The sequence below is a fragment of the Vibrio marinisediminis genome, from assembly GCF_014050145.1.
Taxonomy (GTDB): domain Bacteria; phylum Pseudomonadota; class Gammaproteobacteria; order Enterobacterales; family Vibrionaceae; genus Vibrio; species Vibrio marinisediminis.
This window is the reverse complement of record NZ_JACFYF010000012.1, coordinates 1-26,054: the sequence shown is the minus strand read 5'-3', so window position 1 is coordinate 26,054 and position 26,054 is coordinate 1. Positions and strand designations below refer to the sequence as shown.

The 26,054-nt window shown below is 44.5% G+C and carries 24 protein-coding genes, 1 tRNA gene, 1 rRNA gene and 1 other RNA gene; 14 read left to right on the top strand and 13 right to left on the bottom strand.

Annotation, left to right across the window (positions count from 1 at the left end; all coding sequences use genetic code 11):
• The first annotated feature begins 193 nt into the window (after nucleotides 1–193).
• Entirely contained in the window at nucleotides 194–1,807 is a 1,614-nt protein-coding gene (gene nadB, locus H2O73_RS15990) for an L-aspartate oxidase (protein WP_182109930.1), read from the top strand.
• Nucleotides 1,808–1,826: 19 nt separating this feature from the next.
• Here the strand turns inward: nadB and H2O73_RS15985 are convergent, their stop codons facing one another.
• The gene (locus tag H2O73_RS15985; RefSeq protein ID WP_246335952.1) at nucleotides 1,827–2,222 is read right to left on the bottom strand and encodes a hypothetical protein; all 396 of its coding nucleotides are present in this window, start codon (nucleotides 2,220–2,222) and stop codon (nucleotides 1,827–1,829) included.
• Nucleotides 2,191–2,451: an FAD assembly factor SdhE gene (locus H2O73_RS15980; RefSeq protein ID WP_182109929.1), complete on the bottom strand. Its 261-nt coding sequence runs from the start codon at nucleotides 2,449–2,451 to the stop codon at nucleotides 2,191–2,193. Before H2O73_RS15980 ends, H2O73_RS15985 begins: the two co-directional genes overlap by 32 nt.
• Before the next feature lie 242 nt (nucleotides 2,452–2,693).
• Between H2O73_RS15980 and ygfZ the strand changes: the two genes are divergently transcribed.
• The 3 genes from ygfZ (at nucleotide 2,694) to H2O73_RS15965 (ending at nucleotide 4,935) form a co-directional block, all read left to right on the top strand.
• Nucleotides 2,694–3,659 carry a tRNA-modifying protein YgfZ gene (ygfZ, locus tag H2O73_RS15975; protein WP_182109928.1) on the top strand — a complete coding sequence of 322 codons (966 nt, stop codon included), beginning with the start codon at nucleotides 2,694–2,696 and terminating at the stop codon, nucleotides 3,657–3,659.
• On the top strand, nucleotides 3,649–4,125 hold the full coding sequence (locus tag H2O73_RS15970; RefSeq protein WP_182109927.1) for an aminoacyl-tRNA deacylase: 477 nt from the start codon (nucleotides 3,649–3,651) through the stop codon (nucleotides 4,123–4,125). Before ygfZ ends, H2O73_RS15970 begins: the two co-directional genes overlap by 11 nt.
• Before the next feature lie 603 nt (nucleotides 4,126–4,728).
• On the top strand, nucleotides 4,729–4,935 hold the full coding sequence (locus tag H2O73_RS15965; RefSeq protein ID WP_182109926.1) for a DUF1107 domain-containing protein: 207 nt from the start codon (nucleotides 4,729–4,731) through the stop codon (nucleotides 4,933–4,935).
• A gap of 48 nt (nucleotides 4,936–4,983) precedes the next feature.
• Here H2O73_RS15965 and H2O73_RS15960 read toward each other — a convergent pair whose 3' ends face one another.
• Genes H2O73_RS15960 through H2O73_RS15950 form a run of 3 tightly spaced genes read right to left on the bottom strand, consistent with a single transcriptional unit; the run spans nucleotide 4,984 to nucleotide 8,005 of the window.
• Nucleotides 4,984–6,213 (bottom strand): FAD-dependent 2-octaprenylphenol hydroxylase, encoded by a 1,230-nt coding sequence (locus H2O73_RS15960; protein WP_182109925.1) that lies wholly within the window; start codon nucleotides 6,211–6,213, stop codon nucleotides 4,984–4,986.
• A 22-nt stretch (nucleotides 6,214–6,235) separates the two neighbouring features.
• Nucleotides 6,236–7,414: a 2-octaprenyl-6-methoxyphenyl hydroxylase gene (gene ubiH / locus H2O73_RS15955; protein WP_182109924.1), complete on the bottom strand. Its 1,179-nt coding sequence runs from the start codon at nucleotides 7,412–7,414 to the stop codon at nucleotides 6,236–6,238.
• A 12-nt stretch (nucleotides 7,415–7,426) separates the two neighbouring features.
• A complete protein-coding gene (locus tag H2O73_RS15950; protein ID WP_182109923.1) occupies nucleotides 7,427–8,005 on the bottom strand; it encodes a YecA/YgfB family protein in 579 nt (192 codons plus the stop codon).
• Nucleotides 8,006–8,239: 234 nt separating this feature from the next.
• On the opposite strand from H2O73_RS15950, the gene zapA reads away from it, so the two are divergent.
• The 5 genes from zapA to serA all read left to right on the top strand — a co-directional run bounded on the left by zapA (nucleotide 8,240) and on the right by serA (nucleotide 11,749).
• Nucleotides 8,240–8,569, top strand: coding sequence for a cell division protein ZapA (zapA, locus tag H2O73_RS15945; RefSeq protein WP_182109922.1), 330 nt, complete (start codon nucleotides 8,240–8,242; stop codon nucleotides 8,567–8,569).
• A gap of 59 nt (nucleotides 8,570–8,628) precedes the next feature.
• A non-coding RNA gene (gene ssrS / locus H2O73_RS15940) (6S RNA) lies at nucleotides 8,629–8,812 on the top strand.
• A gap of 29 nt (nucleotides 8,813–8,841) precedes the next feature.
• A complete protein-coding gene (locus H2O73_RS15935; protein ID WP_182109921.1) occupies nucleotides 8,842–9,438 on the top strand; it encodes a 5-formyltetrahydrofolate cyclo-ligase in 597 nt (198 codons plus the stop codon).
• A gap of 54 nt (nucleotides 9,439–9,492) precedes the next feature.
• Complete coding sequence (gene rpiA, locus H2O73_RS15930) at nucleotides 9,493–10,149, top strand: ribose-5-phosphate isomerase RpiA (protein ID WP_182109920.1); 657 nt, start codon at nucleotides 9,493–9,495, stop codon at nucleotides 10,147–10,149.
• A 370-nt stretch (nucleotides 10,150–10,519) separates the two neighbouring features.
• Nucleotides 10,520–11,749, top strand: a complete 1,230-nt coding sequence (serA, locus tag H2O73_RS15925; RefSeq protein ID WP_182109919.1) for a phosphoglycerate dehydrogenase — start codon at nucleotides 10,520–10,522, stop codon at nucleotides 11,747–11,749.
• A gap of 67 nt (nucleotides 11,750–11,816) precedes the next feature.
• On the opposite strand, the gene ilvN is transcribed toward serA, so the two are convergent.
• The 6 genes from ilvN to H2O73_RS15895 form a co-directional block, all read right to left on the bottom strand.
• Entirely contained in the window at nucleotides 11,817–12,311 is a 495-nt protein-coding gene (ilvN, locus tag H2O73_RS15920; protein WP_182109918.1) for an acetolactate synthase small subunit, read from the bottom strand.
• A 1-nt stretch (nucleotide 12,312) separates the two neighbouring features.
• On the bottom strand, nucleotides 12,313–14,037 hold the full coding sequence (locus H2O73_RS15915; RefSeq protein ID WP_182109917.1) for an acetolactate synthase 3 large subunit: 1,725 nt from the start codon (nucleotides 14,035–14,037) through the stop codon (nucleotides 12,313–12,315).
• Between the two features lie 390 nt (nucleotides 14,038–14,427).
• Complete coding sequence (locus H2O73_RS15910; RefSeq protein WP_182109916.1) at nucleotides 14,428–16,251, bottom strand: AMP-dependent synthetase/ligase; 1,824 nt, start codon at nucleotides 16,249–16,251, stop codon at nucleotides 14,428–14,430.
• A 223-nt stretch (nucleotides 16,252–16,474) separates the two neighbouring features.
• Complete coding sequence (gene leuO, locus H2O73_RS15905) at nucleotides 16,475–17,425, bottom strand: transcriptional regulator LeuO (RefSeq protein WP_182109915.1); 951 nt, start codon at nucleotides 17,423–17,425, stop codon at nucleotides 16,475–16,477.
• Nucleotides 17,426–17,785: 360 nt separating this feature from the next.
• On the bottom strand, nucleotides 17,786–18,832 hold the full coding sequence (locus H2O73_RS15900; RefSeq protein WP_182109913.1) for an MJ1255/VC2487 family glycosyltransferase: 1,047 nt from the start codon (nucleotides 18,830–18,832) through the stop codon (nucleotides 17,786–17,788).
• Nucleotides 18,833–18,836: 4 nt separating this feature from the next.
• Nucleotides 18,837–19,364: a phosphatase PAP2 family protein gene (locus H2O73_RS15895; RefSeq protein ID WP_182109911.1), complete on the bottom strand. Its 528-nt coding sequence runs from the start codon at nucleotides 19,362–19,364 to the stop codon at nucleotides 18,837–18,839.
• A gap of 515 nt (nucleotides 19,365–19,879) precedes the next feature.
• Here H2O73_RS15895 and leuA point away from each other — a divergent pair.
• From leuA to H2O73_RS15870, 5 genes are all read left to right on the top strand, one after another.
• The gene (gene leuA, locus H2O73_RS15890; protein WP_182109909.1) at nucleotides 19,880–21,427 is read left to right on the top strand and encodes a 2-isopropylmalate synthase; all 1,548 of its coding nucleotides are present in this window, start codon (nucleotides 19,880–19,882) and stop codon (nucleotides 21,425–21,427) included.
• A 152-nt stretch (nucleotides 21,428–21,579) separates the two neighbouring features.
• Entirely contained in the window at nucleotides 21,580–22,671 is a 1,092-nt protein-coding gene (gene leuB / locus H2O73_RS15885; protein WP_182109907.1) for a 3-isopropylmalate dehydrogenase, read from the top strand.
• A 21-nt stretch (nucleotides 22,672–22,692) separates the two neighbouring features.
• Entirely contained in the window at nucleotides 22,693–24,093 is a 1,401-nt protein-coding gene (leuC, locus tag H2O73_RS15880) for a 3-isopropylmalate dehydratase large subunit (protein WP_182109905.1), read from the top strand.
• A gap of 12 nt (nucleotides 24,094–24,105) precedes the next feature.
• Nucleotides 24,106–24,708, top strand: a complete 603-nt coding sequence (leuD, locus tag H2O73_RS15875; RefSeq protein WP_182109903.1) for a 3-isopropylmalate dehydratase small subunit — start codon at nucleotides 24,106–24,108, stop codon at nucleotides 24,706–24,708.
• A 127-nt stretch (nucleotides 24,709–24,835) separates the two neighbouring features.
• A complete protein-coding gene (locus H2O73_RS15870; RefSeq protein ID WP_182109901.1) occupies nucleotides 24,836–25,618 on the top strand; it encodes a DUF547 domain-containing protein in 783 nt (260 codons plus the stop codon).
• A gap of 62 nt (nucleotides 25,619–25,680) precedes the next feature.
• Here H2O73_RS15870 and rrf read toward each other — a convergent pair.
• Together rrf and H2O73_RS15860 are read right to left on the bottom strand one after the other, a co-directional pair.
• Nucleotides 25,681–25,796, bottom strand: a 5S ribosomal RNA gene (gene rrf, locus H2O73_RS15865).
• Nucleotides 25,797–25,814: 18 nt separating this feature from the next.
• A tRNA-Thr gene (locus H2O73_RS15860) sits at nucleotides 25,815–25,890 on the bottom strand.
• Between the last annotated feature and the right edge of the window lie 164 nt (nucleotides 25,891–26,054).

The window sequence follows — 26,054 nt, the reverse complement described above, 5'->3', positions numbered from 1 at the left end:
AAGTTCAAAGAATTTTCAATTTTTCTTAATGAAGTGATAAATCAACAACGTCTTTTGCTAGATTGTGAGGACGAAGTAAGCGAAAAGCAATGACAATAAAACACAATTACGGTGTACGGAGTGTTATTATTGTTACCCGTTGGATTGGATAGAGTGACACCACTCTACGAGAACTCAGGAAAGTAAAAGCTTTATGAACGCAAACCGTGTACATCAGTGTGATGTGTTAGTGGTAGGTAGTGGCGCTGCCGGTCTATCGTTAGCCTTGCGTGTTGCCGAACATGGCAAAGTCATTGTGTTAAGTAAAGGACCACGCAGTGAAGGGGCAACCTACTACGCTCAGGGCGGCATCGCCGCTGTATTTGATGAATCAGACAGTATCGACTCTCACGTAGAAGATACGCTGATTGCCGGTGGTGGTATCTGTGAAGAAGATACGGTTAAGTTCATCGCTGAAAACGCAAAGAAATGTGTTCAATGGTTAATTGATGGTGGTGTTCCTTTCGATCGCGAAGAGAACGATAGTGATGAAGCACCACGTTATCATTTAACTCGCGAAGGTGGTCATAGCCATCGTCGGATCCTGCACGCTGCCGATGCCACTGGTATGGCAATGCAGACATCATTGCAAGACAATGTTCATAACCACCCTAACATTACTGTTTTAGAGCGTCATAACGCACTTGACCTAATCACTGAAGATAAAATTGGTGGCGACAGTAAGAAGGTGATTGGTGCTTACATCTGGAACCGCAACGAAGAGCATGTAGAAACCGTTCGCAGTAAGTTTGTCGTTCTGGCAACTGGTGGCGCATCAAAAGTGTATCAATACACCTCGAACCCAGACGTATCTTCAGGCGACGGCATTGCCATTGCTTGGCGAGCAGGCTGTCGTGTTGCTAACCTTGAATTCAACCAATTCCATCCAACCTGTCTCTATCACCCAGAAGCGCGTAACTTCCTTCTTACTGAAGCACTGCGTGGTGAAGGGGCATATTTGCGCCGTCCTGACGGTTCACGCTTTATGCCTGATTTTGATGAGCGCGCTGAACTTGCCCCACGCGATGTGGTAGCACGTGCAATTGACTTCGAAATGAAACGCCTAGGTGCAGATTGCATGTATGTGGATATCAGTCATAAGCCAGCCGATTTCATCGAAAAACACTTCCCTACCATCCATTCACGTTTGATGGACTTGGGGATCGACATGACCAAAGAGCCTATCCCAGTCGTACCCGCAGCTCACTATACGTGTGGCGGTGTGATGGTTGATAAAGATGGTCATACCGACCTACAAAACCTCTATGCGATTGGTGAAGTGAGTTATACCGGCTTGCACGGCGCGAATCGTATGGCATCAAATTCACTATTAGAGTGCGTGGTGTATGCATGGTCGGCTGCGCAAAATATTGTTGCCAACATTAACAACGTGGAGCTTCCACCAGCATTGCCTTGCTGGGATGAGAGCCAAGTAAGTAACAGCGATGAAGAGGTCATTATCCAACATAACTGGCATGAGTTACGTCTATTTATGTGGGATTACATGGGCATTGTTCGAACGGATAAACGCTTAGAGCGTGCATTACGCCGGATTCAGATGCTGCAACAAGAAACACATGAGTACTACAGTACATTCCGTGTCTCGAACAACTTGCTTGAACTGCGTAACCTTCTACAAGTGGCTGAGTTGATGGTGCGTTGCGCGATGGAGCGCAAAGAGAGCCGTGGCTTGCACTATACGTTGGATTACCCAGAGCCAGCCGAAGATAGTGGCCCAACGATTTTAGTACCAGAAAAACTGAAATAGTAAAAACATAAAAAGGAGCCTAAGGCTCCTTTTTTAATTGCAACATCAATTGCCAATACGCTTGGTCATTGGCGCTATCTCGCCATAACAAATACCAATGTTGATCGAGTTTGAGTAATAAAACCAACTCGGACAATATCGACAAGGTTCGCTTGCAATACATAACGCGTTCGCCTTGTTGCACTCGACCATCTTGATAAAACGTCACTTCCCCTAACAAGCAGGGAGCAAGTAAGCCATACTGATAGTCATGATTAATAAGCCACAGCACTAAGTATAATGTCACCACTAAAGGCAATTGGCTTAATGCTATAAAACAACAGGTCAATACCAGTAAACTGGCATTGACCTGTAGAGAAGAATAACTGGGTTTTAAATGAAGCTTAACGGACTTTGCTGAGGTTATGAGCGACAATTTTATCCACCATAGAGGCGTGGCTTAAATTTTCACTACGACCATGTCCCATTACCCAAGAAAATAGATCAGGGTCATCACACTCAAGTAGTGAAACAAAATCACGCTGCTCAGTTTCGGTTAGCGCATCAAAACACTCTTCAAAAAACGGCATAATGACGACATCCAGTTCTAACATGCCACGTCGACATGCCCATCGAATGCGCGCTTTTTCTTCTGCGGTGTACATACTCATTCCTCACCTGACACATTGGTTTTACCCGAGTTTAACAAGCTACCACCTCGACCACCACTATATCATTCACATAACCATCACACTTTTTGTAGAATCGCATTCATCATACTGAACTTGTAATTTGGGCTAAACATACCCACTTAGTTAAGATAAAAGTTGTTCTGATTGCAGCCAAGCAGGAACAAGACGTAAGATACTGATATCCATTTCAAAGCAAAACAACCAAGGTAAACACTATGGATTGGTCCAACGATTTCGCCCCTCTCTCATTATCTTCTAGCGATACGCTACCCGATCTAATGCTCACTCATTTAAGTTCTTGGGGCGTAGTAACACTTGTCGGCAATGATGCGAAGTCTTATCTACAAGGGCAAGTGACTTGTGATGTAGTTCAATTAGAGAAAACAGATTCAACGTTTGGTGCTCACTGTGATGCCAAAGGTAAAGTCTGGTCTGTTTTCCGCCTGTTCCACCACAATGACGGTTATGCGCTATTTGAACCAAAATCTTTAATTGAAAAGCAACTGGCGGAAATAAAAAAATACGCGATTTTCTCTAAAGTAGAGATTGCCCAAAGTCAGGATGTTTTGCTTGGTTTGTTTGGTAAAGATGCAGAAGCTGTAATTGACTCACTAAGCCCAGAGCGTGGGGATGTACGCCCGATAGAAGGCGGCAGCGCAGTCAAAATCGACCAACAACGTTGGCTACTTGTTCTTGAACAAAGCCATGCGATCTCCTTTATCGATAACTCGATTGCAGAAAAAGTTGAGCAAAGTTTATGGCGCCGATTTGATATTGAAGCCGCGTTACCGATCATCGAGCAAAATGAGCAATGTGAGCACATTCCTCAAGCTCTAAATCTGCAAGCTCTGGATGGGATCAGCTTTAAAAAAGGCTGCTATACCGGCCAAGAAACTGTGGCTCGCGCTAAATACCGTGGCATTAATAAACGCGCAATGTTCATTGTCAAAGGGCACACCGCCAATGAACTAGACGAGGATTTAGATCTTGAACGTGCTGTCGGTGAAAACTGGCGCGGCGCTGGCAAACTGATTGCCTCTTATCGCTTCAGTGACGGCGAGACCATGGGTTTAGTGGTACTGCCTAATAACCTTGAGAGTGATACACAACTCCGCTTATCAAGCCAACCAGACTCTATCTGGTCGATACAACCACTGCCTTACTCACTTGATGACGAATAACACATTTAAAACCAAGCTTACCGAGTACCTTGATCTTCAGCAGGTGAATTACCGCCTGCTGCAACATCAGACGCCAGCAATAAGCATTGAAGATGCCGCAAAACAGCGCGGGATTCGCCAATCACAAATGGTCAAAGCCATTCTTTTGCGTGATATGGGGGACAACTATGCCTTGGCATGTGTGCCAGGTAATCTTTCGGTGGACCCGAAAAAAGTGCGCGCTGTTTTGGATTCTCGACGAATGACTTGTGTCGACTTATCTGTAATAGAAACCATCACTGGGTATCAAATTGGCACGGTCACGCCGCTACTGCTGAAACACCCGATGCCGATTATCTTTGATCATCAAATCTTAGACGAATTCGAGATCACCATTAGCAGTGGCAACAACATGGCAGGCATCGCGCTGAGCAGCTCAGATCTGGTTGAACTTTGCCAACCCATTTTTGCAAACATATGCAGATAAACATCACGTAATGTAACGCTTAGATTTCACCAATCAAACACAACTACGCGATCCAAATCTCACCAACAGGTAAGACAAGTGTGATGTTTTTATTCACAACAAAAGCATAAGTAGTCATGTGCGATTTTATGTACTATTCTAATACCACTGTTAACACATTGTTATCATCATAAGACCCACCCCCCAATATAGGTTGGTCAGATAGCAAACTAAGTGTTGTCAGTAAAAAAGTAAATCCCTGAAAAAATCAGGTCTTTTACTTTTTGTGTAATGCATCTGTGACTATTCGCCCGCCGTAAGCGGGCTTTTTTTTGCCCAAATTTTACATTTATTTAACGACATATTTATTTCTTATACTATTCTTAATTGTGTCACATGCTCATGTTTCAATCGATAGCGACTGGAGTTCAAGAACGTTCCAGCTTCAGAACAATAATGAGGTAAAAGTCACGTGAATTTAGACATGTGTCGGCAGATTTGCTCACAGCAACACAAATATCCAAAGTGTTACAAATAACTGCACATTCCCCCATTACTGTCACACTTTTTGAACTGAGGAATTCGTATAATCGTCAGTGCTTGCTAAACATAAGGGATAATTCAATGAGACTGTTTAAGCGCTATACACCAAGTATGATTGCTAAACATATTAGTCGGCTATTTAGAGGACGAATTTATATCTATGGTGTCGGTAAGTTTGAATTTGATAATGGCAAACTTATCTTACCTGAACGAGCAGAGCGAAGGCATTTTCAAGCCGTTAAAGAAGTGAATCAGGAAATCATGAAACTACGCTGTGCGTACGCGTAACCTGAACAAATATTCAAAAAGGGTTGGCCACTGCCAACCCTTTTACCGTTATAGGTGAGTCGATGAAAGCGGGTATTTAGCCAAATCAGGTAAATTGCCTTTTAAACCTAGCGCTCGCTTTAGAATCTCATCTTTGGCTCCTGGCAACTGACCCGCCAGTTTCATACCGATTCCACGAATAAGTTTCTTCGCCGGATTATTGCCTTCAAACAAATCTTTAAAGCCTTGCATCGCAGTGATCATTTTGGCGGCTTCGGCTTTACGCCAACGCTCATAACCACGCAAGTTACGCTTACTGCCAATATCTTGACCTTGTTGCCACAGAGCCAAAACCTCTTGCGCCAAACTTGCGGCATCAAGCAAACCTAAGTTAACACCTTGCCCAGCTAAAGGGTGGATGGTATGAGCGGCATCGCCAACTAATGCCACACGTTCGGTCACAAAATCTCGTGCATAGCGCATCTTCAAAGGAAAGGCGAATCGCTCACCAACGACTTCACACATACCAAGACGAGCATCAAACTCTGTCGTTAGCGCTCGATTGAATTGCTCTTTCTCCATCGCCACTAATTGCTCAGCACGGCTTGGCTCTGTCGACCAAACAATCGAGCTCATCTGGCTGTCGCCCATTGGTAAAAATGCCAATGGACCTTGTGGTGTGAAAATTTGGCGAGCAACTTTCTGATGCGGATCTTGTGTCCAGACATTGGCGACAATCGCACTGTGTCCATAATCCCAATGCGTTAATGGAATATCTTGCTGACGACGAACCCAAGAGTTTGCGCCATCGGCTCCCACGACCAATTTAGCCGTTAATGATTGCCCATTATCTAAGGTGAGCCAGGCTTCACTCTCGCCAATGGCCATGGTTTGGCATTGAGCAGGCATAAATAAGCTCACATTGGACTGCTTTTCTACCTGTTCAAGCAAAGCGAGTTGAATAACACGGTTTTCAACAATATGCCCTAAATCGGGCTGAGCGACTTTCTGTGCATCAAACTCAATGCGTGCGAAGCTATCTTGCTCCCACACTTCCATCGCTGTATAGGCAGCAGCACGGCGGTCTAAAATGCCTTGCCATGCGCCAAGATTACGCAAAATCGTCTCGCTAGAACGGCTTAAAGCTGATACGCGAACATCCGGCAGTTCTGTTAGCTCCATCTCTGGCGAGCGGCTCTCAATAACCGCAACTCGCAATTCGCTATCTTTCAAAGCCGCCGCGAAAGCAAGACCAACCATGCCTCCGCCAACAATTGCAATATCAACGCTTTGCATCATTTTTTCTTAATCCTTCTTGGCACTAACGCGCCACTAAACCGAGTGTTCGTTGCAGCAATGGGGTTTTCAGAGCTGGGATATTATCCATCAAAGCCAAACCTAAATTTCGTCCGATGCGCATCGACAAATAGTCATTAGAAAACAAGTGTACCAACGATGAAGTCATGGCTATCGTATTGATGCGATCATCTTGTCGACGTTGCTTAAATGCGCTCAACACAGAATAAGCCCCCACATCCTCAAGTGAGCCAGCAATCTCTTCAGCCAAGCTTGCAACGTCACGAATACCCAAATTGAAACCTTGCCCAGCAATAGGGTGAAGTGTTTGCGCGGCATTGCCCACAATCGCAAAACGATGTGAGGTATTGTGCTCTCGATAACGCAACAACAGTGGGTAACTCGCACGAGAACCAACCTGAGTGAGTTGCCCGAGTCGCCAACCAAATACCTCTTGTAACTGAGATAAGAATGCTTGGTCATCAAGTTCAAGCACCTGCTGTGCTGATTCTGGGCGCAAACACCATACCAAGGACATACGATCATCACTCATCGGCAGCAACGCGACAGGTCCTTGCTCCGTAAAGCGTTCAAAAGCGCGCCCTTGATGAGCTTGTTGGGTACGAATATTGGCAATAACTGCCACTTGTTCAAAGTCGTGCTGCTTCAGTTCAATGCCAAGCAAATCACAACATGACGAGACGGCTCCATCAGCCGCAACCAACAATTTCCCGTGCAGTTGTTGTCCACTGTTAAGTGTAATCACATTATGCGTTTGAGTGCGTTCTATTTGGCTAACAGAATCAGGACAAAACAAGCTAATCGATTCACTCTGCGCAATTTTCTGATGGTAGACACGACCAACATCGGCAAGCTCAACCACATAGCCCAATGCATCAGTCGAAAGATCTTTATGGTCGATATCTGTCATTCCCGCATGTAAACGGTCCGAGACATGAATGTGCTTAATCGCCGTGGCAATCGGCGCAATATCTTGCCATAAATTAAGCTTGCTAAGAATTTGCACAGTTCCATAAGAGAGTGCAATTGAGCGAGAATCAAACCCTGGATGAGACTGATGATCAACTTGAAAAGGCTCAACAATGGCGATACTCACCTTACCTTGCGACAAGCTATCAAGCGCGAGTGCGAGTGTCATACCCGCCATAGCTCCACCAGCAATCACCACATCAAACTGCTTCATTTAACAACCTACTTAATGAATAGTTGGTGCAGATTGAGGCTGAACAGGCTTTTGTCCAAATTCAGCGTGAATCGTCAACACGCAAACTTTTACATGCTCAATCACTTGTTCTAGCAAAGCCGCTTGCTCTTGTAGATCATCGTCTTCATCAATGCCTAGCTTGGCGATCTCTTCAAGATCACCTAACGCTTCTTTCGCTTGAGTTGACGCTTTTTTAAATTCCGTCGCCACTAATCCTAAACCAGAGATATAGTGGTTAACCCAATCTGCTAGACCATCTGCAAGATCAAACAAGCTGGCACTTGCTTCTTCATCCGGTAGCAATAAAGACAACTCCATATCGGTACCTGTCATCTCTTTGATCGTGGCATCAAGCGTTTGTTGAGCAAGCGTCAACGTTTTATCTGGCCAGCCCATACCTTCATTGGTGTAATCAAAAATCAGTGGCTGCCAGCTTTTGTCAGTCAGACTCAAACCACCACTGATCATCCCACTTAATAAGCCGTGTAACTCAGCAGGATTAACCGCTAAGCCTGCAGATTGCATTTCGCTTGCGAAGGTTAAGTAATCAGGAAGAGAGATGTTACTCATGGGTAAACCTAGTTTTGCTAAATAATGCTTAATCCTACCACTTTGAGGGAAAAGCGAAAATGAACAACAAGCTAATAATGAGCGCCTTTTACACAATTTGCCCAATTACTGTGTCATTACCCTTTGTTTTGCCTTTGTTGCACGGGAAAGACTTGAATCTTAACAAGGCTTTTTCTATAGTTTCCTCCTCGGTGATGGTCTGCATTGTCACCTTAATTAAAGTGTAGAGTGGATATGAGTAGCCAAGCGGTAGAAGTTGAAATTTTAGGTAAGTTGACGAGAGTTAACTGCCCAGCGGGTCAGGAAGAAGCGCTGCTTCAAGCCGCCAAACGACTAAATGATCGTTTGAAAGATATGACAGACAAGACCAAAGTGACCAACGAGGTGCATTTGCTGACCATCGCGGCACTGAACTGCTGTTATGACTTGGAAGCTCGTGATTCATCTACCCAACAACAGCAAGAGTTGCACGAGCAACTCAATGAGCGAATGGAAAAGCTCTCAGCATCATTAGATGATGCACTAAGTAAAGTACAGCCAGGAAAGCCGTCAGCTTTATCTTAAATCTTTACTTGTAGAGCCACTGACTAATCGCAGTGAGTGCTGTACAATGTAAGTCCAGTTTTACCCTGGAGTGTACGTTAGTGGGATTACGTCCCTGAGCCGATAAGCAATCCCAAAGGATTAGTACTTGACGGCTATTGAGCAAGCTCGGCACGTACCGAGAAGCCTACGGTCATCATTGCTGATCCGCCTTGAACCAGCTGGTTCAAGGGTCAGAATCTCCGACGGCACTCTGGGGTATCCTTCAATACCCCAACTAAAGCGGGTATATCATGAATCTCTCTCGACAAGAATTTCGTCAGCAAATTCGCCAACTGCGACAACAGCTTTCACCTCAGTTCCAGCAACAAGCTGGCAGCCAACTCGCCAAACAGATTTCAAACTTACCTGAAATCCTGCACGCGGATCATATTGCTTTATATCTAAGCGCTGATGGTGAAATTGACACAACTCCCTTAATTGAATGGCTTTGGCAACAAGGCAAACAGGTTTACTTGCCTGTCATCCACCCGTTCTCTAAAGGGCACTTACTGTTTCTTCACTATCAAGCCGATACTGAGATGGTATTAAATCAATACCGCATCTTAGAGCCCAAACTAAAACAATCCCTCATTAAGCCAGTTCATCAACTGGATTTAGTCTTCACCCCACTGGTCGGTTTCGACTCAACGGGGCATCGCCTAGGTATGGGGGGAGGCTACTACGACCGCACTTTAGCTCCGTGGTTTCACCACCAACGTGGACCCAAGCCGATAGGTCTAGCGCACGATTGCCAACATGTCTCCAAATTACCAATTGAATCATGGGATGTGCCACTACCGAAAATAGTGACACCGAGCAAGATCTGGCAATGGGAAAGTCACGCTTGAGGGTATATAATCCGCCGCGCAAACGTTAACTAAACATCCAGTTAGGAGATGAGCATGACTCAAGATGAGATGAAAAAAGAAGCAGCTTGGGCTGCGCTTAAGTATGTAGAGAAAGACAGTATTGTAGGCGTAGGTACTGGTTCTACGGTAAATCACTTCATCGACGCACTTGCCACTATTAAAGATGACATTAAAGGTGCTGTATCAAGCTCAGAAGCATCAACACTAAAACTAAAAGAGCTAGGCATTGAAGTCTTTGATTGTAACGAAGTAATCAAGCTTGATGTCTACGTTGATGGCGCGGATGAAATCAATGCTTATCGCGATATGATCAAAGGCGGTGGTGCAGCTCTAACTCGTGAAAAAATCGTCGCGGCAATCTCGGATAAGTTCATCTGTATCGTTGATGACACCAAAGCCGTTGATATTCTTGGTCAATTCCCACTTCCAGTGGAAGTGATCCCAATGGCTCGCTCTTACGTTGCACGTGAATTGGTTAAACTAGGTGGTGACCCAGCTTACCGTGAAGGTGTTATCACAGATAACGGTAACGTGATTCTAGATGTCCACAACATGCAAATCTCAAATCCAAAAGAGATGGAACGTGCCATTAACGCCCTTCCTGGTGTTGTGACCGTCGGTCTGTTTGCCGCTCGTGGTGCTGATGTCGTTATCACTGGCACACCAAATGGTGCAAAAATCGAAGAATAATAGCCCCTATATCCCATAGAAAACGCAAGATGTTCGGCGCCAATCCTACCTAAACATAGATGCATTATGTGACTAAAGGAACAAGCGCCAACCACAACGCGAACTCTTCTCGTTAACAAGGGATATTTCTGTTATTTCATTACAAGCAGTCCCAATTGGGGCTGCTTTTATATTTTATTAGCCTAAAAATTATTCTATATTCCGTAATTTTCTTACCCAAACGATATTTTTTTTGTTAACTTAGTGAGCAGAAGACGCACAAGGAAAACGTTTGCGCTGATTAAGTACGGTTAACCAACCTTCCGTTTTAACCACTTTAATGCAGTGTGCGCCCTTTAAGCCCCCTTTCCCCATTTTAAGGACAAAGATAATGGCCAAAGTTTCACTGGAAAAAGAAAAAATAAAAATACTGCTCTTAGAAGGTCTCCACCCATCTTCTGTCGAAGTATTGCAAGCGGCGGGTTACACCAACATCGAATACCACAAAGGCTCATTACCTGAAGCTGAGCTTATTGAGGCGATTAAAGATGTGCATTTCATTGGTATCCGTTCAAGCACCAACCTATCGCAAAACGTCATCGATGCCGCAGAAAAGCTCGTGGCTATTGGCTGTTTCTGTATCGGTACTAACCAAGTTGACCTTAATGCAGCAGCCGTTCGCGGTATTCCAGTCTTTAACGCGCCGTTCTCAAACACTCGCAGTGTTGCTGAGTTAGTTCTTGGTCAAATCCTGCTACTTTTACGTGGCATCCCAGAGAAAAATGCCCTTGCTCATCGTGGTATTTGGAAAAAAAGTGCCGAGAACTCATATGAAGCTCGCGGTAAGCGTCTTGGTATCATTGGTTACGGTCATATCGGCACCCAACTTGGTATCATTGCAGAAAACTTAGGCATGCGCGTTTACTACTATGACATCGAGAACAAACTGTCATTAGGTAACGCAACCCAAGTTGCTACCATGAGTGAACTGCTGAATAAGTGTGATGTTATTTCTCTGCATGTTCCTGAAACAGCTGAAACGAAGAACATGATGGGTGCTGACGAATTCGCCCGAATGAAGCCTGGAGCAATCTTTATTAACGCCGCACGCGGAACCGTGGTCGACATTGAAGCACTGTGCCACTCGCTTGAAGCGGGTCACGTATCCGGAGCGGCCATTGATGTATTCCCTGTCGAGCCAAAAACCAATGCCGGCGCGTTTGAGTCTCCGCTACAAAAGTACGACAACGTAATTCTAACACCGCACGTAGGTGGCTCTACGCAAGAAGCACAAGAGAACATCGGTGTGGAAGTGGCGGGTAAACTCGCCAAATACTCAGACAACGGTTCTACACTATCAAGTGTCAACTTCCCAGAAGTTGCGCTACCAGAACACCGTGACTGTTCACGTCTGCTGCATACGCACCAGAACCGCCCGGGCATCATGACGCAAATTAACACCATCTTCGCTGAAGAAGGAATTAACATTGCCGGTCAGTACCTTCAAACTGCGGCTGATATCGGTTACGTAGTAATTGATGTGGAAACAGAACGTTCTGAAGAAGCACTAGAAAAGCTAAAAGGAATCGAAGGCACCATTCGCGCACGAATCCTACACTAAGCTTTTTGTCAGCACGCTAATAAAAAACCACCGAATATTCGGTGGTTTTTTATTACTTATAGTTACTCTAAGGTTTGAGTGCTCGTTCACCTCGAGCAATACCAACTACACCACTACGCGCCACTTCAATCACTTCCGTCACTTCGGAAAGAGCAAGAATAAACGCATCCAATTTTTCACTGGTGCCAGTTAACTGAACCGTGTACTGAGCAGCCGTCACATCAACAATTTGACCACGGAAGATATCCGCTGTGCGCTTCACTTCCGCACGGGCAAAACCGCTGGCTTTAACTTTAACCATCAACAATTCACGTTCAATATGCTCAAATTCAGTCACTTCCTGAACCTTGAGCACATCAATCAACTTATGCAATTGCTTTTGGATCTGCTCTAACTCCATATCATCCGATATGGTGGTGATATTCAGGCGAGAGAGCGTTTCATCATCGGTCGGAGATACTGTTAAAGACTCGATGTTGTAGCCACGCTGAGAGAACAAGCCAACTACTCGCGACAGTGCACCCGGTTGGTTTTCTAATAATAGTGAAATGATATGTCTCATATTAGGTACGCTCCGTCTTGCTTAGCCACATCTTATCCATCCCCTCGCCTTTAATTTGCATCGGGTAGACATGCTCTGTTTCATCGACGTTAATATCGACAAACACCAATCGATCTTTCAGCTCTAAAGCTTGTTTTAGACCCGCTTCAAGTTGATCCGGTGTTTCGATACGAATACCTACATGACCATACGCTTCCGCGATCGCAGCAAAATCAGGGACGGAACTCATATAAGAGTTGGAATGACGACCTTGATAAATAATATCTTGCCACTGCTTAACCATGCCTAAGAATCGGTTGTTTAGGTTGATGATCTTCACTGGGATGTCATATTGCATTGCCGTTGACAGCTCTTGAATATTCATCTGGATACTGCCATCCCCTGTCACCACCACCACTTCTTCATCTGGCTTGGCGAATTTAACCCCCATCCCCGCAGGAAGACCGAAGCCCATCGTGCCAAGACCACCTGAATTAATCCAACGACGTGGCTTATTAAACGGATAGTACAATGCAGCAAACATTTGATGCTGTCCCACATCCGAAGCGACATAGGCATCACCATTGGTTAGCTTATGCAGTGTTTCAATTACTTGTTGTGGCTTAATACGCTCTGAAGAGGTGTCATAGCTTAAACATTGCTTATTTCGCCATGTTTGGATCTCATCCCACCACGAATTCAATGCCTGCTCATCGTTTGATCCGCCTTGATCCACCAGCAAGTTAACCATCGATTGCAACACTTTATCCGCTGAACCGACAATTGGCAGATCCGCTTTCACCGTTTTGGAAATCGAAGATGGATCAATATCAATGTGCATGATCTTGGCGTCTGGGCAGTACTTCTCAAGGTTGTTAGTGGTACGATCATCAAAACGTACCCCTACCCCAAAGATCAAATCTGCACCATGCATCGCCATATTCGCTTCGTAGGTACCATGCATACCCAACATGCCCAATGAATTTTTATGGGTACCAGGGAAGGCACCTAGCCCCATTAGCGTACTGACAACCGGCAGGTTTAGAGTATCCGCAAGCTTAAATAGCGGCGCATCCGCTTCAGCAATAACGGCACCACCACCAACATAAAGCACCGGTTTTTTCGCTTCTAGCAGCGCTTTTAGTGCCTTTTTAATCTGACCTTTATGACCTGTTGTGGTTGGCTTATAAGAACGCATAGCAACAGCTGATGGGTATTCATATGGCAGTTTTACTAACGGGTTCATCACGTCTTTGGGTAAATCAATCACCACAGGCCCAGGACGACCTGTGGTTGCAATATAAAATGCTTTTTTAACCGTTTCAGGAATGTCTTCCGCTTTTTTAACTAAAAAGCTATGTTTCACCACAGGGCGTGAGACACCCACAATATCGCATTCTTGGAAAGCGTCATTACCAATTAAGTTATTCGGCACATTGCCTGAAATAACGATCATTGGAATCGAGTCCATATAAGCAGTAGCGATACCGGTAATGGTGTTAGTTGCACCCGGCCCTGAACAGACCAGAACGACACCGGGTTTTCCCGTAGCTCGTGCGTAGCCGTCTGCCATATGAGTGGCGGCTTGTTCATGACGAACGAGGACATGTTTGATTTGGTCGGTTTTAGCATGAAGTGCATCATAGATATCCAATACGGAACCGCCTGGATAACCGAAAATTTGTTCAACGCCTTCTTCGATAAGAGACTGCACAACCATCTCATTACCGGACAACATTGCTGTCATATTATTCTCCTTGTCTGCATCCAACTTATCAGGTCAATAAGTTGAGCAGTAATCACATAGTCTAGGGCTTACTTTTAGCCTAATAGAAAGACTTCCACTTCTTCTCTATGTCTTGCGTGTTGTCATAACAAAACACAAGATATGGCAACAAATGTAACGTTTTATTTTCAAGGAATCTATTGCGACTTTTCTCTCATAACCCACACAATATTGGCAATCCCCTTGATAGCAGTTTATCTACCAAGGGTTAAATCGAGAACTCAGCATCTAATAATGACAGCAGCAATAAAAAAGGTGGATAATTTTTCACCAACATAATTTATCCAGCAGATAAAAAAAATCCCCAGCATAGCTGGGGATCGGAATGGCTAAATGAAGAACAACATCATGCTACTTCTCAGATGACTTCGTCTCTGATGGCTTATCGTTGTACATTTCTTCAATTTCATTTTGGTATTTGTCGTGAATCACTTTACGGCGCAGTTTTTGCGTCGGTGTTAATTCACCATCATCCATCGAAAATGCTTTTGGTAGTAGTTTAAATTTCTTCACTTGCTCAAACTTCGCCAACTCTTTTTGCAAATCGTTAACGCGCTTTTCTAGCATCTCGATGATTTGGTTGTGCTTAATCAATTCAACACGATCGTGATACTTAATATTCAGCTCTTTCGCATACTCTTCTAAGCTGTCGTAGCAAGGAACAATCAATGCTGATACAAACTTACGTGTATCCGCGATAACCGCAATTTGCTCAATAAAATGATCCTTGCCGATCGCGCCTTCAACAACTTGTGGAGCAATGTATTTACCATTAGAGGTTTTCATTAGCTCTTTGATGCGGTCAGTAATAAACAAATTACCATTTTCATCGATATGACCGGCATCTCCCGTTTTAAGGAAACCATGCTCATCAAACGTCTGCGCTGTCTCTTCTGGCATCTTGTAATAGCCACGCATCACCATTGGACCACGAACTAAAATTTCGTTGTTCTCACCAATTTTTACTTGCGCTCCTGGCATTGACATACCGATCGAGTCAGGGTTAAAGCACTTATCATCCCAGCAGGAAACTGTTGCCGTCGTTTCTGTCATGCCGTAACCGAGCTTAACGTTAATACCAATCGCATGGAAAAAACGTCCGATGGTTTCGTCAAGTTTGGCACCACCACATGGCATAAAGTTAATACGACCGCCAAGCAGTGCGCGCAGCTTAGATAGCACGATTTTATCTGCCAGCTTATGGGACTTTTTCAGCAGCAGCGATGGCTTGCGACCTTCTTGATGGCACACTGCCATCTTCGCCCCCATATTCACCGCCCAAGTAAACATCACTTTGCGAGCAAATGGGGCTTTGGCCACTTTCTCATGAATAGCAGAGAAGATTTTTTCGTAGAAGCGAGGCACTGCACTCATTACCGTCGGACGAACTTCGCTCAGTGCGTCTCGCACTTGCATTGTGTCTTGTAAGTAACAATTGGTCGCGCCCTTATACAGCACATAGAAAGTCCATGCGCGTTCAAATACATGTGATAACGGCAAAAATGCCAAGGATACATCATCTTGAGACAGGCTTAGACGCTCATCGTGACCTTGTAGTTGTGCACCAATGTTGGTGTAATCCAGCATCACGCCTTTAGGTTGACCAGTGGTGCCAGAGGTATAAATCAAAGTCAGGAGATCATCTAGGCTAGCTTGAGCAAGACGCTCTTCAAGCTCAACTTGGTGACTTGAGCAGCCTTTAGCGACAAACTCATCCCAACCCATTGCGAATTCACAACCGTTTATGTCGATGCCTTTTGACATCGCGACGATCAGTTCTAGTTGTTCACATTGTTCAAAAATAGAAACTGCGACATCGAACTGAGATTGTTCACCAACAAAGAGCACCTTCACATCAGCGTTTTGCAGAATATAGGCAGACTGCGCTGCAGTATTCGTTGGGTAAATAGGTACGATAACACCACGCAATTGCATCGCTGCGAAATCAGCGATAGTCCATTGCGGCATGTTGTTCGAGAAGATCCCTATCTTATCTTGTACTCTCAGTCCTTGAGCCAATAACGCAAGTGAAACTGCATCCACTTGTTGACCAAACTGCGTCCAGCTAATGCTCTGCCAAACACCTTCAACTTTGTGTTTAAGTGCAGTGCGTTCTTTACCTTTAGCAATTTGTTCGCGAACTCGTTTAACGATGTGAAAATCTAAATTGGCCATCTTTTTCTACCTTTAAGCTTACACCTGTAAGCTTTTTGCGCGCACAGTGTACATTTCAAGCAAAAAAAGGCAACTGACACGTATCAAACTTATTTGAAAAAGCCTCGAGCTATTTGTTCATTCGAGGCTTTTCTGTACTAATAATATTGTCAATCGCTGGCTAATTTAATTTTGGCTCAGATTTTAACCGCTTAAAATTCAAGGATTTGAACTAAGCAATACACTATTTCTCTTCTTGGCACACTTCGATCAAACGATCTCGTAACCAAATATGTCCTCGGTCTTTTTCATTCGATTCATGCCAACTTAAGTAGCCACTGATACTCTTGTTATTCAGTGGTGAGGGTAACATCTGCAACTGCTCTTTATTCATTGCGTTTTCTACCATCCAGCGAGGTGCAATCGCGACTAACTCAGATTGCCCTACCACATAGAGTAGATTACTCAGACTTGAACCTTCATAGTAAGCGTTAACTTCTGTGCCTTGGTAAGCCACTTCAGAAATACCTTGCTGACCATTCACTTGTGATAGTTTGGCATGGCGCTCATTGAGCAATTTTTCTTGTGTTACTGAATGTTGAACTCGAGGGTGGGACTTATTTACCACCACAACTAACTCATCTTTGAATAGCTCCACACTGTGTACGCCTTGCTCATCAAAGCTGCGGTAATCAATCACCACATCCAATGATTGATTTCGCATTCGATCGACAATCTGATGATCAAATTCCGCATCAAGATGAAGCTTTACGTCCGGTGCATTGTGCTGAAGGTATGCCATTATTCTAGGTGCAAAGCGCATATCACAAGGACTGCATAGGGATAGATTAAACTGGCGTGCCGAGGTTTCAGGTACAAAATCGGCACTTGGAAGTTGGCTACGGATCAATTGCAATGCTTGGCGGATTGGTACAAAAAGCTGTCTTGCTTTCTGTGTTGGCTGAATACCACGACCTTGACGAATAAACAGCTCATCACTGAACATTATTTTTAAACGCGCAACTGCGTTACTTACCGCAGGTTGAGACATGCCTAAATTATGCGCCGCGCGAGTAATGTTTTGTTCCTGCATTACCGCATCAAACACAGTCAGTAGGTTGAGGTCGACCCCTCTTAATACTGTCTCCATGCGATTAGCCAATTTCGTGTTTATAACGTCTTTCGTTTCAGTCATCAATCGTATCCCTATTATGTTGTAGCGTACAAAGTTAGTAGAAACAAAAACGTTTGCTTCCAATAAATCTGAACATTAGTAATTATTCGTTTAGTTGATATTTGCTTAGTGATTGAGACTATTGACTAATTAGTTAGCCATTGGCAAATCGATTGAGAATTGATCATAACTTTTTATGATGATTACAATTTTAGCCTTAAAATTCATCAAGTTAACTTAATCATAAAAAAGGCTAAATTGCTTTTTTTTATCATTTTTAAGGCTGTTATCACCAAAAGGAATAAGGAAAAATCGAATCCTTTCGAATGACTCTGTCCATCTTAATCATGCTTAGCGGCAGCACAGCCTGAAAAAGAGTCGTCACACGTTAACGGCATAGCTAGGAAAGTCCACCTTACTCCACAATTGTTTAGTGAGCTGCTCTGTCGTATCCCATTCACCGTTTAGTACCCACTCAACGATTGCCTCTGCCACATTAGGATAAGCGACACATTCACCTGGACCTTCATCTAACCAATTGCGAACGACCGAAGCATCAAGATATTCCATGCTACTAGCTAAGCCTAAACTTTCTAACGTGGCAACGTTGGAAAGTTGCTCAAACTGGCCACTTAAAGGTTTTAGTAATAGCTTTTTGCCTAAGGTGAGCGCCTCCGATGGCAACTCAAATCCGCCATTAGCAATAATGCCAGCACAACGGTTGAGGTGCTGATGAAAGCCATGCAGGCTAAGCGGGTTAAATTGGATATTGTCGACCTCGCTCGGCTCAATGATTTTCGGGTGATAACAGATAAAAGGCTGACTGCTGAAGCGCAGTAAAAGCTCACTGATGTCATCTAAGCTTTCAAAAGGAAGATAAACGAGCACATAAGCTTGCGCATCAACGCGTTCATTGCTGGTATGAACAATTGGCGGCAGAATAGGCTGATTAAAATGGTGCCAATGCAAACCAATATGCCTTGAACTCGGCGCAAAATAACGAATCACACATTTATCTAGCCAACTTGCTCCCCTTAATGGCACCGGATAACGAAAAGCATTTTGGTGGCTAATACTAATAATCGGTTTGTTTTGTCGTTTTGCAGCCCAAGCTGATACTGGTTCAAAATCGTTAATGATCAAGTCGTATGAGGATAAATCTAACGTTTGAACTTCGCGTAAAAAAGACCACGGGTTATTACTCAAAGCCGTTTTCAAATACCTGACTCGTCCCTTTTGCGTCACAAAACTAAATCCTCGTCGCGTTCGAAAATTACCAAACGCCTCCATGGCGAAATACTGGTCCTTATCCCGTCCGGAGAAAAGAAAGTCGACATCAACATGCTTATGCTTAAATGCAGCCTCCATAGCTCGAGCTCGAGCGATGTGCCCATTACCAGTACCTTGCACTCCATAAAGAATCTTCACGATTTTATGCTCCTAACCACTGCAACGACCCTATTGCGCACGCCACTCCTAAGCATGCTCCTAGTAACACGTCGGTTAAAAAGTGAACCCCCAACAAAATTCGAGATAACGCAATCAAGCTTGCCCAGCACATCGCAAACACTTCGCTATCAGGGTAGAAATGTCCGATCACACTCGCCATAAGAAAGGCGGCTGCTGTATGCCCAGACGGTAAACTATAACGATCTGACGGGGTGATAAATGAAGGGATTAACGCGCTTAGCTCTTGCGGGCGACGTCGTTTAAATACGTTTTTCGTTAACCAGTAGATGGGTAACTCAATAGAAAATGCCAGCAGTCCTACCAACAAAAATAGCTTGCCGTGCTCGCCACCAAAATAGAAAGCCATCAAACCAATGACAACGTATAAATGCCCATCGCCAGTATGTGAGACCGCTTTACTAAAACGAGAGAACGGGTAACAAAATCTGTTCTGCAGACAAAACAGCGAAAATGCCAAATCTAACTTGGCAATTGACTCGATTGAACGCATGAGTAAATCCTTTTTGATTCCACCCGCTCAACGTTAAAAGGAAACAATGACATCACCATTAAAATTTAAGGTGATTCCGATGACAATGATCAATTGCCACCAACCTAACCCACCATTTTCTGGCTCTCTTTTTATAAAACATATTGTTAGGCGATGGATTCAACCCATCATTACTAAAAGAAAATGTGCACTGAACGGATGAGTGTAAAAAAAATAACCAATTTCGGCTTTTACGGTTGACTCATACAGCTGAGTACGGTACTAATTCTATTAACGTAAATATGTGGATTCATTAACTCCTTTAGGAAGTAGTTAACAATGACAAATCATTTCTCTATTCTGCTAAGCCTCCTCCTGATCGTGAACAAATCGCGCGGGTAGGCTGTGGAAGGGAAATAACCACACAGAATTACACAAAACCCGCATCAAAATGCGGGTTTTTTTATGTTCAAATACAGGAAGTAATCGTTTAAATCCCCGCAACTTGCGACTAAACGAATAAAAAGGAAGCAGCTATGAACGACCAGGTCATTATATTCGACACAACTTTGCGTGATGGTGAGCAAGCATTGTCAGCCAGTTTAACCGTCAAAGAAAAACTGCAAATCGCTTATGCGCTAGAGCGTTTGGGAGTTGACGTCATTGAAGCTGGTTTTCCTGTTTCTTCTCCCGGTGATTTTGAGTCGGTACAAACCATTGCTCGAAACATCAAAAACAGTCGAGTTTGTGCACTATCTCGTGCGGTTGCTAAAGATATTGATGCTGCAGCAGAAGCACTAAAAGTGGCTGACGCTTTCCGTATTCATACCTTTATTTCCACTTCCACCGTTCATGTCCAAGATAAACTTCGTCGCAGCTATGATGATGTCGTCGAGATGGGTGTCAAAGCCGTCAAACATGCGCGCAATTATACTGACGACGTCGAGTTTTCTTGTGAAGACGCAGGTCGTACACCTATTGATAATCTTTGTCGTATGGTTGAAGCCGCCATTAATGCTGGCGCGACAACCGTGAACATTCCCGACACGGTTGGCTACACCGTACCCAACGAGTTCGGTGGCATTATTGAAACCCTATTTAATCGAGTACCAAACATCGATAAGGCCATTATCTCCGTCCATTGCCATGATGATTTAGGTATGTCCGTTGCCAACTCTATTGCCGCAGTCCAAGCCGGTGCTCGCCAAATTGAAGGCACCATCAATGGCATCGGAGAACGAGCAGGTAATTGCTCACTCGAAGAGATTGCGATGATCATTAAGACTCGCCAGCAACTTCTAGGCGTCCACACTGGTCTTAAACACGATGAAATCCATCGCACCAGTAAATTGGTTAGCCAGCTATGTAATATGCCGATTCAAAGCAACAAGGCGATCGTCGGCACCAATGCCTTTAGCCACTCCTCAGGCATTCACCAAGATGGCATGCTAAAGAACAAGAATACCTACGAGATCATGACACCGGAGTCGATTGGTCTGAAAAATAAAGCACTAAATCTAACCAGCCGCAGTGGACGCGCCGCAGTGAAAAGCCATATGGATGCAATGGGTTATAAAGAAGATGAGTACAACCTTGACGCTCTGTACACCGACTTTTTGAAACTTGCTGACCGCAAAGGGCAAGTATTCGACTATGACCTTGAAGCACTGATGCACTTTTCAAACCTGCGTGAAGAAGATGACTTTTACAAATTGAACTACCTAAGCGTTCAATCAGGCAGTGTCATGGCAACAACAAGCATTAAGATTTTGTGTGGCGATACAGAGAAAAGTGAAGCGGCCGTGGGTAACGGTCCTGTTGATGCGCTGTACCAGTGTATTTATCGTGTCACTGGCTATGACATCGTATTGGATAAATTTGATCTAACCGCTAAAGGCGAAGGTGAAGACGGTTTGGGTCAAGCGGATATCATTGCCAACTATAAAGGTCGAAAATATCACGGTACTGGCGTTTCGACCGATATTGTCGAAGCTTCAGGACAAGCGCTACTGCATGTGATCAACAGTATTCATCGCGCCGATGAAATAGAGCAAATGAAGCAGAACAAAATTGCCACTGTATAGAAGAACAATTGAGAGCCTCTTAGTGGCGCTTGAATAAATTAAAACAGCAACACAACGCTTTACCCAAACAACTTGCCATGGCTGTTGTTACATTTGTAAACGATGAGCAGCAGCCTCAAGTAGGACGGGTATATAAAAATTAAAGGATTAACATGACTGACAAGACTTACAAAATCGCGGTACTAGCAGGCGATGGCATTGGCCCAGAAGTAATGGCACAAGCCAACAAGGTATTGGATGCAATTACAACCAAGCATGGCATTGCTTTCCATCGCGATGCTCACGATGTTGGCGGTATTGCAATCGATAATCATGGTTGCCCACTTCCAGATAGCACCATTAAAGCGTGTGAAGAAGCCGATGCCGTGCTGTTTGGTTCTGTTGGTGGACCTAAGTGGGAGCACCTGCCACCCAATGACCAACCAGAACGCGGAGCTCTGCTGCCTCTACGTAAACACTTCCAGCTATTTTGTAATCTTCGTCCAGCACAAATTCATGCCGGTCTTGAAGCTTTTTCCCCTTTACGTGCTGATATCTCCGGTCGTGGTTTTGATATCGTCGTAGTTCGCGAGCTGACCGGTGGTATTTACTTCGGTCAGCCCAAAGGACGCGAAGGTGAAGGGGCAAATGAGAAAGCCTTTGATACCGAGATCTACCACCGCTTTGAAATTGAGCGTATTGCTAAAATCGCCTTTGAATCAGCACGCTTACGTAATAAAAAGGTCTGCTCCATCGATAAAGCAAACGTTCTACAAAGCTCTATCTTATGGCGCGAAGTGGTTGAAGAAGTCGCAAAGGACTACCCTGATATCGAGTTGTCACATATGTACATCGACAACGCGACGATGCAGTTAATCAAAGACCCTGCTCAATTTGATGTGATGCTATGTTCTAACATTTTTGGCGATATTATCTCAGATGAATGCGCGATGATTACTGGCTCTATGGGTATGCTACCGTCAGCGAGCTTAAATGAGAGTAAGTTTGGTCTCTACGAGCCCGCAGGTGGCAGTGCACCGGATATCGCAGGTCAAAACATTGCAAACCCAGTCGCCCAAATTTTATCTTCCGCTCTGATGTTACGTTACAGCCTTGGCGAAGAGGCAGCCTCGCAAGATATCGAGGCAGCGGTAAGCCAAGCACTTTCTGCTGGCGAATTGACTGGCGATCTCGCGGGTAATAAGCCTGCACTATCAACTTCAGAAATGGGCGATAAAATCGCTAGCTACATTCTAAACTCATAATAACAAGGAAGTAATTGAGCTATGGGCAAAACACTGTATGAGAAAGTCTACGACGCGCATGTCGCTGTCGCGGCTGAAGGGGAGACCCCCATTTTATATATCGACCGCCACTTAGTCCATGAAGTGACTTCACCACAAGCGTTTGATGGATTGCGAGAAAAAGGTCGTAAAGTACGCCAAGTCAGCAAGACTTTTGCCACTATGGATCACAACGTCTCAACCACCACCAAAGACATTAACGCCTCAGGTGAGATGGCGCGTATCCAAATGGAGACACTCTCAAAAAACTGTGAAGAATTTGGTGTCACCCTCTACGACATCAATCACAAGTACCAAGGCATTGTGCATGTTATGGGACCTGAACTCGGTATTACGTTACCGGGTATGACCATCGTTTGTGGCGACTCCCATACAGCGACACACGGCGCATTTGGTTCACTAGCCTTTGGTATTGGTACCTCTGAAGTTGAACATGTTTTGGCAACACAAACGCTAAAGCAGGCAAAAGCAAAAACCATGAAAATCCATGTTCAAGGTAAAGTGGCTCCCGGGATCACAGCGAAAGACATCGTACTCGCCATCATTGGCAAAACTACAGCAGCAGGTGGCACGGGCTATGTTGTCGAATTTTGTGGTGAAGCCATTCGCGATCTGACGATGGAAGGTCGTATGACCGTTTGTAATATGGCCATTGAATTGGGAGCTAAAGCGGGCTTAGTAGCACCAGACCAGACCACATTTGACTATATTAAAGGGCGTAAATTCGCACCAACTGGCGCAGATTGGGATGCGGCAGTTGAATACTGGCAAACCCTAAGCACAGATGACGATGCTCAGTTTGATGCAGTGGTGACGCTGCAAGCGGCAGATATCAAACCACAAGTGACTTGGGGCACTAATCCTGGACAAGTGATCGCCGTCGATGAGCCAATTCCTACGCCTAGCAGTTTTACCGATCCAGTAGAGAAATCATCAGCAGAAAAAGCACTGGCATACATGGGGCTAGAAGCGGGAAAATCACTTTCTGACTACTCGGTGGATAAAGTCTTTGTTGGATCTTGTACCAACTCACGTATCGAAGATATGCGTGCAGCCGCTGAAGTTGCCAAAGGTCGAAAAGTGGCATCACATGTTCAAGCGTTGATTGTACCGGGCTCCGAGCAAGTAAAAGCTCAGGCTGAATCTGAAGGTCTCGATGCTATTTTCAAAGAAGCGGGGTTTGAGTGGCGTCTTCCTGGTTGTTCTATGTGTCTAGCCATGAACAATGACCGATTAGGTCCTCATGAACGTTGTGCATCTACTTCAAACCGTAACTTCGAAGGACGCCAAGGTCGTGATGGTCGCACTCATTTGGTCAGCCCAGCAATGGCAGCAGCAGCGGCAATCGCTGGTCACTTCGTCGACATTCGCGAGTTAGATTAAGGAGAATCAAACATGTCAGGTTTTAAACAACACACGGGTTTGGTTGTACCGCTAGATGCTGCCAATGTCGATACAGATGCGATTATCCCAAAGCAATTTCTACAGAAAGTCTCTCGCTTGGGCTTTGGTAAACACTTGTTCCATGATTGGCGTTTTCTGGATGATGCCGGTAATCAGCCAAACCCAGAATTCATTATGAATGCGCCACGCTACCAAGGTGCGTCAATTCTTTTGGCTCGAGAAAATTTTGGTTGTGGCTCATCAAGAGAGCACGCGCCTTGGGCTCTTGCTGATTATGGTATTAAGGCGATGATAGCACCGAGTTTTGCTGATATTTTTTATGGTAACTCTATCAACAACCAACTGGTACCAGTTCGCTTAACCGAGCAACAAGTGGATGAAATATTTCACTACGTACAAGCGAATGAAGGAGCACAAATCGAAGTGGATCTTGAGGAAAATTTAGTTCGTGCTAATGGTAAAGAATACAGCTTTGAGATTGACTCATTTCGTCGTCACTGCCTGTTGAATGGTTTGGACAATATTGGTCTAACCCTGCAACATGAAGACAAGATCGCCGACTATGAAGCAAATATACCGCGATTCTTAGCTTAATCGCTTGGGTTAAAGGTTGGCTAATCGCCAACCTTTTTTTATAGGCGAGCGAAATATCTTATCCGCTAGGTTGGTCTAAATAACCATGTATCAATACAATAGAGTCTCAATGAGTTAGAGAACGATGATGAATAAATTAACCGTTTTGAGCCTGGCACTATTTTCTTTACCCATTCATGCAGCTCCTCAGGCCAAACTGTGGGCTTACTGGCAGCAAAGTGATGAAAATAGTAACGTCGAGATCTCACACCAAGCATGGCAAGATATTCTGACTGACTCTGTATCAGTAAATGGTCAGCACCACCTTTTTTCATACCAATCAGTCACGCCCCAGCAGCATGCTAAATTGGATAGCTATCTAAATCGGCTATCACAAGTCAACCCTCTCCTGTACTCAAAAGCCGAGCAGTATGTTTACTGGGTGAACCTCTACAATGCAATTACCGTTGATTTGATCCTTGAAGATTATCCTATCCGTTCTATTACTAAGCTCGGTGGTTTATTCAGTTTTGGACCATGGGATGATGACGTCATTACGATTAATGGCAAAGTATTAACACTCAATGATATTGAGCACCGAATTTTGCGTCCGATATGGCAAGATCCTCGCACTCATTATGCGGTTAATTGCGCCAGTTTAGGCTGCCCAAATTTGCAGCTCGAAGCCTTTACCGCCAAAAATAGTGAACAGCTATTAGAACGTTCGGCGATAGCGTTTATCAACAGTCATAAAGGGGCGGAGCAGCAAGGAAAAACGCTTGTTTTATCATCTATCTACGATTGGTTTGCCCAAGATTTTGCCATTGATGGCGGCGTGAAAGCTCACCTCATCAAATATCGTCCTGAGCTAAAAAGTTTTTCTGGGGAGTTCGAGTACCAATATGATTGGTCTCTCAACGAAAAGCGCTGATCAATTTTTAGTAGCGCAGAAACGAAAAAACCCTGACCAATTGGTCAGGGTTTCGAAATATTACCTGGCGATGTCCTACTCTCACATGGGGAAGCCCCACACTACCATCGGCGCTACTTTGTTTCACTTCTGAGTTCGGCATGGAATCAGGTGGGTCCAAAGCGCTATTGTCGCCAAGAAAATTCTTTAATATAAATGGTGCTGATACCCAGAATCGAACTGGGGACCTCATCCTTACCAAGGATGCGCTCTACCGACTGAGCCATATCAGCACACTAAAACGGTGTCTTTAAGACTAAAAAAGCCCGCTCTAAAACGGGCTCTTTTCTATTCTTGTTTTATCTTACTTTAGAAGATGAAAACGAAATTGGAGCCTGGCGATGTCCTACTCTCACATGGGGAAGCCCCACACTACCATCGGCGCTATTGCGTTTCA